The organism is Promicromonospora sp. NPDC019610 (assembly GCF_044389365.1).
Lineage (GTDB): Bacteria > Actinomycetota > Actinomycetes > Actinomycetales > Cellulomonadaceae > Promicromonospora.
In genome coordinates this window covers 704,919-720,301 of sequence record NZ_JBIRXX010000001.1, presented here as the reverse complement: position 1 = coordinate 720,301, position 15,383 = coordinate 704,919, and the positions used below count along the sequence as shown (strand labels likewise).

At 73.5% G+C, this 15,383-nt stretch carries 11 protein-coding genes; 1 reads left to right on the top strand and 10 read right to left on the bottom strand.

Annotated features, from left to right (window positions below):
* Positions 1-16 precede the first annotated feature (16 nt).
* The 4 genes from ACH45N_RS03125 to ACH45N_RS03110 form a co-directional block, all read right to left on the bottom strand.
* Positions 17-1,231, bottom strand: coding sequence for a hypothetical protein (locus ACH45N_RS03125; protein ID WP_397391053.1), 1,215 nt, complete (start codon positions 1,229-1,231; stop codon positions 17-19).
* Between the two features lie 78 nt (positions 1,232-1,309).
* Entirely contained in the window at positions 1,310-1,639 is a 330-nt protein-coding gene (locus ACH45N_RS03120; RefSeq protein ID WP_397391051.1) for a CD225/dispanin family protein, read from the bottom strand.
* A gap of 67 nt (positions 1,640-1,706) precedes the next feature.
* Positions 1,707-3,350: a M20/M25/M40 family metallo-hydrolase gene (locus ACH45N_RS03115; protein WP_397391049.1), complete on the bottom strand. Its 1,644-nt coding sequence runs from the start codon at positions 3,348-3,350 to the stop codon at positions 1,707-1,709.
* Between the two features lie 185 nt (positions 3,351-3,535).
* Positions 3,536-6,118, bottom strand: coding sequence for a M14 family zinc carboxypeptidase (locus ACH45N_RS03110; RefSeq protein WP_397391047.1), 2,583 nt, complete (start codon positions 6,116-6,118; stop codon positions 3,536-3,538).
* Between the two features lie 115 nt (positions 6,119-6,233).
* On the opposite strand from ACH45N_RS03110, the gene ACH45N_RS03105 reads away from it, so the two are divergent.
* On the top strand, positions 6,234-6,812 hold the full coding sequence (locus ACH45N_RS03105; RefSeq protein WP_397391045.1) for a DinB family protein: 579 nt from the start codon (positions 6,234-6,236) through the stop codon (positions 6,810-6,812).
* Between the two features lie 64 nt (positions 6,813-6,876).
* Here ACH45N_RS03105 and ACH45N_RS03100 read toward each other — a convergent pair whose 3' ends face one another.
* The 6 genes from ACH45N_RS03100 to ACH45N_RS03075 form a co-directional block, all read right to left on the bottom strand.
* Positions 6,877-9,180, bottom strand: coding sequence for a sodium-translocating pyrophosphatase (locus ACH45N_RS03100; RefSeq protein WP_397391043.1), 2,304 nt, complete (start codon positions 9,178-9,180; stop codon positions 6,877-6,879).
* Positions 9,181-9,367: 187 nt separating this feature from the next.
* Complete coding sequence (locus tag ACH45N_RS03095) at positions 9,368-10,135, bottom strand: HAD family hydrolase (protein ID WP_397391041.1); 768 nt, start codon at positions 10,133-10,135, stop codon at positions 9,368-9,370.
* Positions 10,132-11,646, bottom strand: coding sequence for a helix-turn-helix domain-containing protein (locus tag ACH45N_RS03090; RefSeq protein ID WP_397391039.1), 1,515 nt, complete (start codon positions 11,644-11,646; stop codon positions 10,132-10,134). The genes ACH45N_RS03095 and ACH45N_RS03090 overlap by 4 nt, the downstream gene beginning before the upstream one ends.
* A 408-nt stretch (positions 11,647-12,054) precedes the next feature.
* Positions 12,055-13,434 (bottom strand): M18 family aminopeptidase, encoded by a 1,380-nt coding sequence (locus ACH45N_RS03085; protein ID WP_397391037.1) that lies wholly within the window; start codon positions 13,432-13,434, stop codon positions 12,055-12,057.
* A 95-nt stretch (positions 13,435-13,529) separates the two neighbouring features.
* Entirely contained in the window at positions 13,530-14,783 is a 1,254-nt protein-coding gene (locus ACH45N_RS03080; RefSeq protein ID WP_397391035.1) for a hypothetical protein, read from the bottom strand.
* Entirely contained in the window at positions 14,780-15,370 is a 591-nt protein-coding gene (locus ACH45N_RS03075; protein ID WP_397391033.1) for a sigma-70 family RNA polymerase sigma factor, read from the bottom strand. Before ACH45N_RS03075 ends, ACH45N_RS03080 begins: the two co-directional genes overlap by 4 nt.
* Between the last annotated feature and the right edge of the window lie 13 nt (positions 15,371-15,383).

The following is a 15,383-nucleotide window of genomic DNA, read 5'->3' as shown; positions in this document are numbered from 1 at the left end:
GCCCCATCCTGACGGGCTACCGCTGGCAGTTCGAGTTGACGTAGAGCCCGATGGCCTTGGTGGCCTCGATCATCGCCTCGGTGTCGAGCTCCTCCTGCGCGCCGCCGACCGCCGAGAGCACGGCGGCGCCGTCGTCGGCCTTCACCTTCTCGATGTTGTTCGCCACGGTCGAGTAGTAGGTGAACGCCACCGCCCAGTCCGCGGAGATCGCCTCGGGCGGCGTCACGCCGTCGAGCGCGTTGCGGGCGTTGATGAAGCCCTTGCGCAGGGTCTCCGGCTGGTCCTCGACCATCGCCGACTGTGCGTTGGCGGCCTGCGTCCATGCCATCTGCGTCTGCGCGCACGACGCGGCGTCCGCCGACGACATCGGGCTGCCACCCGAGGGGAGGTTGTCCATGCCCCAGCCCGTGCCGAGCCCCAGCACGGCGGCGGTGACGCCCGCCAGCACCAGCACCAGCGGCCGGTCGAGGAACGGGGGCAGGCCGCGGCGCAGGGTCCGCTTGATCTTGCGCTGCTGGGCCGTGCTGGGGGTGGGGAGACGGCCCCGAGGGCCCTTGCCGGCCTTCTTCGACCCCGGCCCGCGGGTCGCGGGGGCGCTCGGCGCGAGGGTGCCTGCGGCGGCCGCGACCGGCGCGAGCGAGGCGTCGCCCTCCGGCCGCGGCTCGTCAGGGGCCTCGTCGGCCGCCGGGCCCACGTTCAGCGGGAAGCCGCCCGCGGGCGTGGGGGCCGTGTCGTCCTTCGGCGCTCCCTTGGCGCCGGACGTGGTGCCCTTGCCCTTGGAGCGGGACCTGCCGGCCTTGCCGCTCTTGCCACCGGCGCCCTTGCCGCCGGCGTTCTTGCTCCGGCCCCGGGCCGCGGCGGGTTCCGCCGCGGCCGCCACGGAGCCCCACGGGTTCGCGTCGCCCTCCGGCTCGCCGACGACGGCGGCGGCGACGTCGCCGTCGACGACGACGGGCGCCGGCACGGGGCCCCACGGAGAGCCGGTGCCGCCCTCCTCGGCCGGAGCGGGGGCGACGGCGTCGTCGGCGCCCGCACCCGCGCTGCCCCACGGGCTCGGCGTGGCGGTGTCGTTCTGCGCGAGCCCCTCGGCCCACTCGAGCGCGCTGGCGCCCGGCGCGGCCTCACCCGCCGCGAGACTCTCCGCCCAGGTGAGGGCGTTGCTCGCGGGGGGACCACCGGCGCGGGAAGCAGCACGACCGCCCCGGGAGCCCTTGCGCCGTGTCGCACTCATAGCCGCGCACTTTACCCGCAGAACCCGGGAGGACAGGAGGGGCAATCGTGTGATAGCTGACGAACTGTGGGTGAAGTGCTACCCGTTCAGGTAGGCGATGCTCGACCAGAACACGACCACCACCAGCACGACCGCCCAGATGGCGAGCGACACCAGGCCCCAGTTACGGGCCCGGCGGGACGCCTTGCGCGCCTTGTCGTGCTGACCCGTCTTCCAGTGCGCGTTCACGCGTGACGCATTCACGAGCGCCACGATTCCCGTGGGCCAGAAGCAGATGGTCATCAGAATGCCGAACACCAGGTACGACCGCGGCGGGTACTGGAGCTGCGCGGGGTACGTGTGGACGTTGACGTTCACGGGCGAACGCGATCCGCCCGGCGTCCCGGACGGTGCTGCGGAGCTGCTCATGAAAGTCTCCCTCGCCGGTGTAGAGGGAGAACTTAGTCCAATTTCGGTGATTTGTTGAATGCCCAGGTCAGCCCGGGATCTTGCGCAGCACCTCGCGATAGAAATGCACTCCGCGGCTCAGGGAATCGACGCTCAGGTGCTCGGCGACACCGTGCGCCGACTGCCGCTGCTCGCGTGTCATGACGAACGGGCTGAACCGGTAGACGTGGTCGCTGATCGGCGTGAACCGGCGCGCGTCGGTCGCGGCGACCGTCACGTAGGGCGCTACGACGGCGTCCGGGTAGGCGGCCCCGATCGACTCGGTCAGGAGCGCGAACTGCTGGCTGTCGGTGGGCGAGACCTCGCTCGGCTCGCTGCTCTCGACCACCTCGATCTCGACCCGCTTGTCCCGGATGACGCGGCGCAGCCGCGCCATCGTCCGGTCCACGGAGTCGCCGAGCGCCACCCGCACGTCGAGGCGGGCCCGGGCCGTCGTGGCGGCCATGTTCGCGCCGGGGCTGCCCTCCAGCTCGGTGACCGCCACGGTGGTGCGGACGGTCGCGACGGCCTCGGGTCCGCCGCCCGCCAGCGTCCAGGCGGCCAGCTTGCGCAGCGGCCCGGCGGCGGTCCTGGCCGCGAGCCGGAGCGTGGCGCCCTGGAGCCCCTTCGCGCCGGGAGCGACCCTGCCGAGCAGCTCCACGGTCGGCGCGTCGACCCGCGCCGCGAACCGGTGCCGGCCCACGCGCGTCACCGCGCGGGCGAGCCGCGTGGTCGCGGACCAGCGCCCGGGCGTGGCCGCGTGGCCCCCGACGTCGGTGGTGTACAGGTTGATCCCGACCAGGCCCTTCTCCGCGACGCCCACGAGGGCCGTCTGCCGGTCGACGCCGGGCAGCACGTCGGTCGCGACGGACCCGCCCTCGTCGATCACGAGCCACGGCCGCACGCCGAGCTCGTACAGGCGGCGGACGGCGATCTGGGCGGACTCGCCGGCCGTCTCCTCGTCCGCGCCGAAGAACAGCCAGATGTCGCGCTCGGGCACGAAACCCTCGGTGAGCAGCGTCTCGACGGCGTCGAGCACCGCGACCAGCCCGCCCTTGTCGTCGAGCGTGCCGCGGCCGTGCACCACCCCGTCGCGGATCTCGCCCGAGAACGGGTTTCCGGGCCAGTCGGCGCCCACCGGCGCGACGTCCTGGTGCGCCATGAGGACCACCGGGTAGGGGTGCAGCACGTCCTGCCGCCCCTTGCCGGGCCAGCGGTAGAGCAGGCCGTGGTCGCCCGCCGGCTCGCTCTGCAGGGCGTGCACGCGGGGGTAGAACGTGGCCAGCGCGGCCCGGTGCCGCGCGAACGCCTCGTGGTCCAGGTACTGCGTGTCCCACACCGAGACGGTGGGGATCTGCACGAGCGACGACAGGTGCCCGGCGGCGATGTGGCCGGCTGACGTGTGCCGTTCGGCGTACGGCTCCGACGGGACGAACGGCGAGCCCGGGCGCGTGGACAGCACGGCGTCCGGCGCGGCGGGCTGCTCGGCGACCGGCCGGCGCCGCTCGGCGTCGGGCGCCTTCATGGCCGCGCTCCGCTCGGGTGCGCTCCGCTCCGGCGCGGTGCGCGCCGGGGCCGCCGGGGCGCTGATCGCCTCGCGCTCGGGCGGCGGAGCCTGCCGGGCTGCCGCCTTCGCGATCAGTTCGGCCGTGACCTGAGGGATGGCCTCGGTCGGGTCGATGTCGGCACTCACGGGACCTTCTCCTGCTCCGGGTCCCACGTCGGGGCCCCCTGCGTCGGGGCTCCCGTCCACGCCCGCGGACCACGGGGCGTTCGGGAGCACAACACCGCAGACGATAGCGGTAGCACCCGGTTTTCCACATACCCCTGGTGATCCCGGACGCGCCGCGGACCGCGCGGGTCAGCCGTCGGCGGTGGTCACGACGCGGCCCAGTGGATCGCCGTCCCCGCCTGGCTCAGGCCGCCCCGGGGATGGGTGCGGAAGAAGACCGAGGTGCCGAACACGAACGCCCGCGCCTGCCCCATTTTGCCCGATACGGCGGCAATCTGCCCGTCGGCCGCCTCCGGCCCGTCGCCGTCCTCCGAGGCCGACCAGTGCCCGGCGAGGAAGCTGCCGTAGGTCAGCTCCGCCGTGGTGCCCGGGCCGAGGCCCGTGAACCACACGGCCGGGTAGACGAACCCCTGCCCCTGCGGGTGGTCGTCCAGCACGTCGCCCGGGGTGTCGGTCTCGATGATGCCGTTGCCGGCCGGCTCTCCCGTCACCGCGGTGCCGCTGACCAGCCCGTACGATTCCGCGGCCGCGAACGCGCCCGCCCCGCGCCCGACGATCGCGCCGCCGTCGCGCAACCAGGACCGGACGTGCGCGTGGCCGGCCGACCCCGCGGGCAGGTCCAGGGACGAGCCCACCCACAGGACGTCGGCGCCCTCGAGCCCGGTCGGCCGGCCCGCCGCCGCGCTCGTGGCGATCCCCCGCGCCGAGACCGCGACCAGGTCGTCGAACCCGAGCGCCAGGAGCGAGAGCCGGTCGTCCTGGTCGCCCACGTACGCGATCGTCAGGTCCTCGGCCGGCTCCCCCGCCGCCCAGGCGGCGCGCGACGCCGCCGTGAAGTCGATGCCGTACCGTTCGGCCACGTCGTGGGCCGCCCCGTGCCCGCGCGGCCCGACGACGGCGCCCCCGTCCGCCGTGAGCCGCACCGCGACACCCTGGCCCAGCAGGTCGTTCAGGGCCCGCTGGTCGGCGACGCCGGCCAGGTCGAAGCCGACGTAGGGCTGCCCGTCCGGGACGCCGCCGCGCTCGCGCCCCGCGCCGACGGGGACGGTCCGGCCCACCGGGCCGTCCGTGGTGGCGCCCACCCGCTCCACCGTCGCGCCCCAGAGGGCAGCCAGCGACCACGCCGAGATGTCGTACATGGCAGGGACCTTGGCGGAGATGTCCGAGCCGGGGCCGAGCAGCGAGCTCGCCAGGCCGCGCAGGGGCTGGTGCAGGTCCACCACGTACGAGCCGGCGGGATAGGTGGTCCCCGTGCCCGCGAGGTGCGCGGGAGCCGCCAGGCGCCCCACCTCGATGCCGTGGAACAGCAGCGCGTCCACGAGGTCCTCGGCGTCGCTCGCCGACCGCTGGCCGGGGCCTGCCGGGATCACGTACGCGCGCGGCAGCCGCACCGGCTCCTGGTCGTCCGCCCGGTCCCAGTGCCGCTTCCACTCGTCGGGGCCGGGCACACCATCGACGTTCCGGGTGGTCAGCGCGACCTTCGGCGCGCCCGCCACTCCGCGGCGGAACATCTCGACCTGGTTCGCGAGCATGGCGTCCGAGTGGGCGTGGACGTAGTCGATCATCGACGTCATCGTCGTGACGGCCACCTCGGTGTCGACCGCCGAGTCGGCCCGCGTCGTGGTGGGGCCCGTGCGGCCCAGCGGCAGCTCGACCGTGCTGGTCACCGCGCCCTGCAGCGACGCGTACTGCGCGGTGAAGACCGGCGGGTAGTCGTCCCAGCCCGACGGCGTGTCCCGGTACGGGATCTTGACGAACCCCGTGTCCTCCTCGACCGCGTCGCCCGTGTCCGGGTCGTAGGACGTGTTGCCGGCGATGTCGGCCGCGGCGACGTCGTCCTCCACCTGGCGCGCGATCGCGTAGGCGTGCGGCACGAGCAGGTCGTACTCGTAGCTCTCGCCGTGCGGGGGGCCTGCCGGCTCGACCTGGAGCACGTCGGTGTACCCGTGGAAGTCCGCGGCGAACAGCGGCTGCACCGCCTGGACGGTGCGCACGTACGAGCGCGCCTCCGGGGTGGCGAGCGTGACCAGGTCGCGGTTCGCGTCGAGGCCCAGGGACGTCTCCCGCGTCGCGTGGGTACGCCCGTCCGGGTTGAGCGTCAGGCTGAACACGAGCCGGTGGTGCGCCAGGGTCTCCCGGGTCGCGCGGTCGTCCGCCGTGGCCAGGCGCTCGATGACGCGCAGCGCGGCGTCCGTGCCCTCCCACTCGTCGCCGTGGATGTTGGCGCTCATCCAGACCGGGGTCTTGTAGCCCGCGCGCAGGGCGCCGTCGCGCGCGGCGCGGTCCGGGCGCTCCCGGATCTCGGTGCGCCACGCGGCCTGCCGCGCGGTCTCCGACCGGCGCTCCGGCGCCGTCACTGTGACCAGGTAGAGGTCACGGCCCTCGGTCGACTGCCCCACCACCTGGGTCGAGACCCGGTCGCTCCGGTCCATCAGCCGCGTCAGGCGCGGCGCGAGCTCCGCGTGGCTGACCGTGCCGTTGCGCTCCGTGGCGTCCCGCTCGTTCGCCGGATAGACACGCAGGTCGGGCTGGTACGGGTACGACGTCGGCAGGCGCAGCCCGGCCTCGCCGCGCGGCACCGGCTCGGGCGGCACGTACGAGGCGACGAACGCGCCCGGGTCCGTGGGGCCGTCCGCCGGTCCGGTCCGCGCCACGGCGGGCGCACCGAACGCGCCGACGGCGAGCGTCGCGCCGGTCAGCGCGGCGAGCAGGCGAGTACGAACGAGCAACGGTGCCTCCCAGCGACAACGCGGCCCAGTCTGGACCATGACGCGGAGGAAGTGGGAGCGGACGCCGGCCGAGTATCGCGTTGACCGCCCCGGGAACCGGGGGTGCACTGGTCCCATGACGACAGAGCGATGGACCTCAGCGACCGTCTACCCCGACATGTGGGCGGACCCGGACGACGACCCGCGCGAGGCGCTGTCCAGCCCGGTCGGCGAGAAGGAGACCCTCTGGAACTACCTCAAGCACTACCGGCTCACGCTGGAGATGAAGTGCGACGGGCTCGACGCCGAGCAGCTCGCCCGCCGGTCCGTGCCGCCGTCGACCATGTCGCTGCTGGGGCTGGTGCGGCACCTGGCGCACGTGGAGCAGACCTGGTTCCAGCGGGTGCTGCAGGAGCAGCCGGAGCTGCCCAAGCTGTTCGGCAAGTCACCGGAGAACCCCGACGCGGACTTCGACGGCGCCGTGGCCGACCCCGCCGTCGTCGAGGACGCGTGGGAGAACTGGCGCCGCGAGGTCCGGGACGCCGACGCCTGGCTGGAGGCCCTGCCCGAGGACGGGCTGGGCGCGACCGTCAGGCGCGGCGACGAGGAGATCCCGGTCCGGGACGTCCTGGTGCACATGATCGAGGAGTACTCCCGGCACGTGGGCCACGCCGACCTGCTGCGCGAGTGCGTGGACGGCCGCGTGGGCCAGTAGCAGGCCGAGGTAGAACCCTGGTGGTCGCACCAGGGTCCTACCTCGCCGCGGCTCTCCCTCGGCGTCAGACCGCCGCGGCCGTGCGGTCCTGCTCCGCCTGCTGGGCCGCGTCGACGCGGGACGCCCGCACGCGGGACCAGATCACGGCACCGAACGCCACGGCCGCCGCCACCAGCGCGATGCCGATGCGGAGCGCGTGGTTGGCGTCCGCCGGGACGCTGATCGCGACGACGGCGGGCGCGATGAGCAGCGCGACCAGGTTCATCACCTTGATCAGCGGGTTGATCGCCGGGCCGGCGGTGTCCTTGAACGGGTCGCCCACGGTGTCACCGATGACGGTGGCCGCGTGCGCCTCGGACCCCTTGCCGCCGTACTTGCCGTCCTCGACGATCTTCTTGGCGTTGTCCCAGGCGCCGCCCGAGTTGGCCAGGAAGATGGCCATGAGCACGCCCGTGCCGATGGCCCCGGCCAGGAAGCCGGCCAGCGGCCCGACGCCGAGCCCGAAGCCCACCGCGATGGGCGCGAACGCGGCCAGCAGGCCCGGGGTGACGAGCTCGCGCAGCGAGTCCCGGGTGCAGATGTCCACGACCTTGCCGTACTCGGGGCGCTCGTCGAACGTCATGATGCCCGGGTGCTCGCGGAACTGGCGGCGCACCTCGAACACGATGGCGCCCGCGGCGCGGGTGACGGCGTCGATCGCGAGCCCGGAGAACAGGAACACGGTGGCCCCGCCGAGGATCACGCCCACCAGGGTGACCGGCGAGATGATCTCGTAGCTGAGCATCGAGGTCACGAGGCCGGTGCCGACGCTCCCGACCTGGGCGAGCGCGTGCGACACGGCGTCGGCGTACGACCCGAACAGCGCCGTCGCGGCGAGCACGGCCGTGGCGATCGCGATGCCCTTGGTGATGGCCTTGGTGGTGTTGCCGACGGCGTCGAGGTCGGTGAGGATCTGCGCGCCCTCCTCGTCGACGTCGCCGGACATCTCGGCGATGCCCTGGGCGTTGTCGCTGACCGGGCCGAACGTGTCCATCGCGACGATGACGCCGACCGTGGTGAGCAGGCCGCAGCCCGCGAGGGCGACGAGGAACAGGGCCAGCGGGACGGAGCCGCCGGCCAGCAGGAACACGCCGCAGATCGCGGCGGCGATGATGCCGGCCGTGTAGACGGCGGACTCGAAGCCCACGCCGATGCCCGAGAGCACCACGGTGGCGGCGCCCGTGCGGGAGGTCTCGGCCACGTGCAGCGTCGGCTTCTTGTCGGTGCCGGTGAAGTAGCCGGTCACCCACAGGATGACGCCCGCGAGGACCACGCCGATGAGCACGGCGAGTGCGGACACGACGCGCGGGTCGGCGGTCACGCCGGAGAGGTCGGCGGTGCCGGGCACCTGGTCGAACGACGACGGCAGGTAGACGAAGGCCGCGATCCCGGCCAGCACGGCGCCGACGACGGCGGAGATGTAGAACCCGCGGTTGATCGCCGTGAGCCCGCTCTCGGAGCCGCGGACCCGCGTGATGAACACGCCGAGCAGCGCGACGAACGCGCCGATCGCGGTGACGATGAGGGGGAACACGAGCCCCTGCTCGCCCATCGCGGCCTTGCCCAGGATCAGGGCGGCCACGAGGGTCACGGCGTAGGACTCGAAGAGGTCGGCCGCCATGCCTGCGCAGTCGCCCACGTTGTCGCCCACGTTGTCGGCGATGGTGGCCGCGTTGCGGGGGTCGTCCTCGGGGATGCCCTGCTCGACCTTGCCGACCAGGTCCGCGCCGACGTCGGCAGCCTTGGTGAAGATGCCGCCGCCCACGCGCATGAACATGGCGAGCAGCGCGGCGCCGAAGCCGAAGCCCTCCAGCACGGCGGGGGCGTCGACGTCGTACACGAGCACGACGAGTGCGGCGCCGAGCAGGCCCAGGCCCACCACGGACATCCCGACCACGCCGCCGGTGCGGAAGGCGATCCGGGCGCCCTCGGCGCGGCCGCCCGGACGGGTCGCGGCCGAGGCGACGCGCACGTTCGCCCGGACCGCGAGCCACATGCCCAGGTAGCCGATCGCGGCGGAGAACCCGGCGCCGAACAGGAAGGCGATCGAGCGTCCGACCCGCACGCCGCCGTCGCCGGGCAACAGGAAGAGCAGAGCGAACACCACGGCGGCGAACAGCACGAGGGTGCGGAACTGCCGCTTGAGATAAGCGGAGGCGCCCTCCTGCACGGCCTGGCCGATGTCCTGCATCTTGGCGGTTCCATCAGGCGCGGCGAGCACCTGGCGGCGCAGCACGAAGGCGCACCCGAGGGCAGCGACCGCGATGACGGCGATCACCGCCACCGTGGTGTAGCTCCCTGCGCCGAAAACAATGCCGTCTTCGAGCATCCGTCCTCCTCGACGAGCTCCGGGGCTGTTCCCCCAGATATGAAGTGCCCGGCACAGGCTTGACCCGTGCAAGGCCGATGCGCCCCGCCAGCAACGTCGATGGCGGGAAGAGACCAGAGTCTACCCACATGTGACGACAGTCACTATGTCGGAAGATCAAGGGCTTCGCACCCTGGTCAGGCGGGTCCTACGCGGGTCCCGCGGTGTCGGTCAGCACGCGGATCTCCTGGATCAGCCGGCCCGAGTCGGTCAGGTCGGGCAGCACCACGTCGGCCCCCGCCTCGGCGAGCCGGTCCGCCGGCGTGGTCCCCGAGGCCACGGCCACGACGCGCGCGCCGCCCTCGAGCCCGGTGCGCACGTCCTCCAGCGAGTCCCCGACGATGACGGTGTTGCCCTTGAGGAACGTGCTCGCGTACTTGTCGCCGGCGCGCTGCTGGGCGACCGCCACCAGCGCGGGGCGGTGCGCGTCGTCGGACGAGTAGCCGCCCACCGCGGCGTCGAGGTAGTGGTCCATGCCGAAGACGCGGAGCTTGATCCGGGCGTTCTCCTCGAGGTTGCCGGTCAGGACCGTGGTGACCAGGTCGGGCTCGGCGGCGACCGCCTTGAGGGCGCCCATCGCCCCGGGGAGCACGATCCCGAGGCGGCGCACGTCGTCTGCATGGGCCGCGAAGCGCACCGGGACCGCCGCGAGCATGCGCGGGAGCAGGCGCTCGGCCTCGTGCTCGGGTACCCCGTTGTCGGCCAGCAGGCCGCGGATGGCCAGCGGCATCGTCACGCCGGTCCCCTTGGCCGGGAGGCGTTCGGCGGGTCGTCCCACGACCTCGGCGAACGCCTCCCGATATGCCGTCCGGTCCACCTCCCCGACGTACACGAGGGTCCGATCGATGTCCCAGAGCACCAGGGCCCTGGCATCGACGGTCCGGACGTCGCCGCCGGAGGTGGGCGGGGCGGTCACGACGCCAGTGCCGCGATCCGCTCGGTCAGCACCCGCGCCCCCACACCGGAGCGCCTCGTGGAACCGCCCCGCCGCAGGTCGGCGGACAGGTCCCGCAGGTGCTCCCGCAGCCGCGCCGACTGCACGGTCTCCGCGATGCTCACGGCCTCCTCACCCGTGGCGCAGGCCGCGTCGAGGTCACCGGCCCGGGCGTGCGCCTGGGCCGCCCGGCTGAGGAACAGGCCGTGCGTGCGGCGCTCGCCCGCGCGCTCGGCCCGGATGGCGTGCCCGAAGCTCTCCACGGCACGCGCCGTGTTGCCGAGCGCCAGGTGCGCCGAACCGGACTGACCGTGGATCTCGCCCTCGTTCATCCAGTACAGCCAGTGCGGGTCGTCCTCGCCGCGGCCGCGGGCGCACAGCTCGGAGGCCTCGCCGAGGGCCCGGCGCGCGGCCTCGCCCTCGCCGGCGGCCGCGTGGCCGCGGGCCTGCCGGGTCAGGAGGGTCGCGGAGAGGTGCGGCGCGTCCAGGCGGGCGATCCGACGCCGGCCGGCCTCCGCCGCGCGCACCGCGTCCCGCGGGTCGCCACTGGAGTAGCCGTGGATCGCGAGGTAGGACAGCGCACCCGCGCCGAGCCGGTCGTCGGCGGCCGCGTGCGCGGCCCGCAGGCCGGCGAGCATGTAGGCGCGGGCCGCGTCGGTGCGCCCCGCGTCGAACGCGAACCAGCCCGCCTGCGTGGCGGTGTCCGCGGCGACGGCGGCGAGCAGCCGGCCCGTGACCTCGTCGTACGTGCTGCGCTCCAGGATCCGGACCACCAGGGCGAGGTGGGCGCGGGCCAGGTCGGCGACGGCGCCGCTGCCCGAGCCCTTGTCCATGACCCGCAGCTCGTCGAGCGTGCCCTGGAGGTGCCCGCAGAGCTCCAGCGACACCCGGGTGCCGACCGTGGCCCGGCGCAGCGGCTCGGCCTGCTCGGCGTCCCAGCGCTGGATCATCGAGTTCAGCGCGATGCCCGACGCCGGCCGCGGCGTGTCCGTCCCGGCGGCGTCGCTCATCGCGGTGGCCGACACAGGGCCGTTCGCGTCCGAGGGCAGCCAGTCCGCCGTGCTGTCGGCGACGTGCGCCAGGCGGAGCGCGGTGAGCATGCGGTCGGCCGTCCACGGCAGCGTGGGGTCCGGCGCCGTCGGCGTCACGACCACCGGAGCGCTGCTGACCTGGCCGGACGTCGCGGCCCGTGCGGGCTCGGCGGCGTCGGGCAGCGGGCTGATCCCCGGGAGCGGGAGACGCACCAGGTCCGGCGGCGTGCCCAGCCCCGTGAGGAACTGGACGACGCGCGAGACGTCGGTCAGACGGCGGTCACCGCACTCCAGCATCGACAGGTAGGACTGGCTCAGCCCCGTGAGGGCTGCCACGTCCTCCTGCCGCAGCGGGACGAGCTGCCGCACCATGCGGCTGACCTGTCCGAAGTCCCAGTCGGCGAGCGCAGAGCGGACTGCTTCGTCCTGCCAGACCCGGGACGGGACGCTGGGCAGCGACACCACGGGGACTGACTCGGTGCGCCGGCACGCGGCACAACGGGCTTCGGAGTTGTAACGGCTGAGGACACAGCCGCATCGGGCGCAGGTGCGTACGGTTGCACGAGGCACAGGGGGCTCCTGATGGTCCGGCATTTCTCTTTTGCCGAGTTCACGGCTCTGGATGACCACAGTGGTATCACCCCCACGAGGTCCATGCATCTGGACGGTACTAGGTATTTTCTTCCAGACTCACGGACAACCAGGATCGACTGTTTTCGCAGGTCAGGCCGATTCTTTCTTGGACAAACGTCCAAGTCATGTCCGTATTGCATCAAATGTATACCCGGACAGAACCAACGGAAACATGCAAAAGCGCAGGTCGCCCCGATCAACCGTCCTTCTCGCCTCGTAGCGGGACGATTCGGCTTTTCACCCCCCGAAGACGGCCCTCATCGCGCGCGAGAGGTACCACGGATCGACCACCGCGGTGAGCTCGCGGGCCGAGTGCATCGACAAAATTGGCACTCCGACGTCCACAGTGCGAATGCCCAGCCGCGTCGCCGAGATGGGTCCGATCGTGGACCCGCACGGCACCACGTTGCTGGAGACGAACTCCTGGGTGGGCACCCCCGCGTCCCGGCACGCCGCGTTCCAGGCGGCCGCGCCGTGCGCGTCCGTGGCGTAGCGCTGGTTGGCGTTGATCTTGAGGATCGGGCCGCCCCCGGCGACGGGGTGGTTGGCCGGGTCGTGCCGCTCGGGGTAGTTCGGGTGCACCGCGTGCCCGACGTCGGACGACACGTGCAGCGACGCCGCGAAGGCGCGCGAGCGCTCCTCGGGCGTGGCGCCCAGCGCCGAGGAGACGCGGACCAGCACCTCCTCCAGGAACGGGCCCGCCGCGCCGGAGCGGGAGGCGCTGCCGATCTCCTCGTGGTCGAAGGCGGCGAACATCTCGACGCTCGCGGCCCCCGCGCTGCCGGCGCCCGCGGCCCGGCCCAGCAGCGCCGTCAGGCCCGCGTGCGTGGAGAGCAGGTTGTCGAGCCGCGGGGACGCGAACAGCACCTGGCCCGCGCCGAAGGCCCGGGCCGGCTGCGTCTCCGCCAGCACGACGTCGTAGCCACCGATGTCCGCCGGGTCGACGCCGGCGTCCGCCGCGAGCGCCGCCAGGACGTCCGCGCCCTGCGCGTCGCCGAGGCCCCAGACGGGTTGGGTGTGACGCTGCTTGTCGAGGGCGAGCCCGTTGTCGTTGACGCCCCGGTCCAGGTGGATCGCGAGCTGCGGGATGCGCAGCATCGGGCCGGTGCGCACCAGGTGCTCGGTGCCGTCGTGCGTGACGATCCGCCCCGCCAGCTCCAGCTCGCGGTCGAGCCAGGAGTTGAGCAGCGGACCGCCGTACACCTCGACCCCGACCTGCCACCAGCCGCCCGCGCCGCGCGTCGTCGGCTTGGGCTTGAGCTTGAAGCCCGTGGAGTCGGTGTGGGCGCCCACGATGGTGAACGGCGTGGTGGGGCCGGCGGCGTCGGGCACGGTGAAGGCGATGACCGAGCCGTCGCGCACGACGACGTAGCGCCCGCCGCGGGTCACGCCCCAGGCGGCGTCCTCGGCGAGGAGCGTGAAGCCGGCCGCCTGCGCGCGTCGGGCCACCTCCGCTGCCGCGTGGTACGACGACGGCGACGCCGCGACGAACGCGCCCAGGTCCTCGGCGTGGGCGCGAGCCTCCTGCGGGACGGCGGCGGGCTGGACGGGTGCGATCCCGACTGGTCCGGACTGGGCTGCTCCGGACTGGGCGGTGGTGAGGTTCTGGTCCGTCATCCGGCCATTATCTCCGCCGCCGCCGGCCCCCCGACCTCCGTGTCAGACGCTCAGGTCCCCCGGGGGACCTGAGCGTCTGACACATGGGGCGCGGGTCAGTCGCTCGCGGTGTCTCCGCTCTGGGGCGTGGCCGGTTCGAGCGAGACCCAGGCCCGCCCGACCCCGTCCGGGATGCTCGGCAGCCGGATGTCGATGAGCGCCCCTTCGCCTGCCTGGACGTCGACCTCGTTCCCGGCCTCGCCCCCGTCGCAGCTGATCTGGGTGGACGCGAGCACGTCGCCCGTGGGCCACAGCACGACCTCGATCGGCAGCAGAGCCTCCGGGTCCCCTCCCTCGCACTGGCCCATGACCCTCATCGGTGTATCGGACGAGTAGCTGGGCCGGGTCAGCTGCGCGGTGACCCAGTCGGTGGTGCGGTCCAGCTCGAACCGCGCGACCTGGCCGTCGACCGGCCCCGGGAACTCGATCGCCGACTCGCCACCACGCTCCCCGGTCGGGCTGTGCGCACCGTCGGAGTCGATCCGGACCGGCACCGGCTCGCTCACCGCCGTCGTCCACCGGCCCGACGCATCCTGTGGGAAGGCGACCACCCGTACCTCGTAGTCGCCCTCGGGCAGCGGCGTCTCGAAGACGGTGCTCTCACCGGATCCGCTGGGCGCGCATATCGTGAACGCACTCCCTTTGGCCTCGATCGCATCCGCGCCGGAACCGACCAGCGGAGCGCGCAGGTCCGACCCCTCGAAGACGTCGTCTCCCAGGTCCACCACCACGCCGTCCTGGCTCCACACCAGCACGGGGGCACCCTGAAGCACACCCTCCCCCTGCTGGACCGTCGCCGCCATGCCCCGCACCGTCACGGACTCGCCACCACCGAGATCTGCCGGACGTTCGTAGACGTCGCCGGCCGCCTCGACCGACCAGCCCTGTGCTGTGGACTCCAGGTCGGCAACCGGCATCCCGCACTTCAGGTCGCTCCATTCGAGCCAGGAGGGCTGGTAACCGTCCTGGATCTGGAGGTCCGGCCCGGACATCGAAAGGGAGGACTGTGTGGGCGAGGGCGCGGTCGCCCCCGGCAACAGCACCTCGGGCTGGTCCGAGGGCGCGAGCTGTACGGCCCCGAGCACCAGGGCGCCCGCCACCGCGAGCGCACCACCGCCGAGCCCGCCCAGCTTCGCACCCCGACGCCGGCGCACCCGCCTGCTCATGGCCGGGATCGCCGCCGCGGGCCCGGTGGGCGACGCCGGGTCCACGCCGTCCGCCATCGCGCCCAGGGTCTGCGCCAGCAGGCCCGCCCCCACGGGATCCTGCCAACCGTGGTCCAGGTCCCTGGCGTCGTCGTGCCGGTTCATCGCTGCTTTCCTTCCGTCGTCGCGTCCACTGGTTCGAGCACGTCGCGCAGGGTGCGCAGGGCGTCGTGCAGGTAGCGCTTGATCGTCCCCGGCACCGTGCCCATCGAGTCCGCGACCTGCGCGATCGTCATGTCCTCGAAGTAGCGCAGCACCACGGCCGCGCGCTGCCGGGGCGTGAGCCGGGCCAGCGCGTGCACCACGTCCGCCCGCGCCGTGATCCCGGAGTCGGGGAACGGGACGTCGTCCACGGCGACGCGCGGCGCGATGTCCGCCCACCTCTTGGTCCGCCGCCAGCCGTCGAGGTACAGGTTCAGCACCATCCGGCGCACGTACGCCTCGGGGTGCTGCACCCCCCGGCCCCGGCTCTCGCCGTCCTCCCCGTCCCCGTCCAGGGGCACCGCGCGCATGCCCGACGTCGCGCGGCCGCGCCGCCCACCCCGCCCCACCAGTCGTGAGCAGTACCGGACCAGTGCCTCCTGCACCAGGTCCTCCGCCTGTCGCACGTCGCCGCACAGCGTGTAGGCGTACCCCACGAGCGCGCCGCCACGGTGCGTGGCGAGGTGCTCCAGGTCTTCGTGCCAGCCCATCACCGGCTCCTTC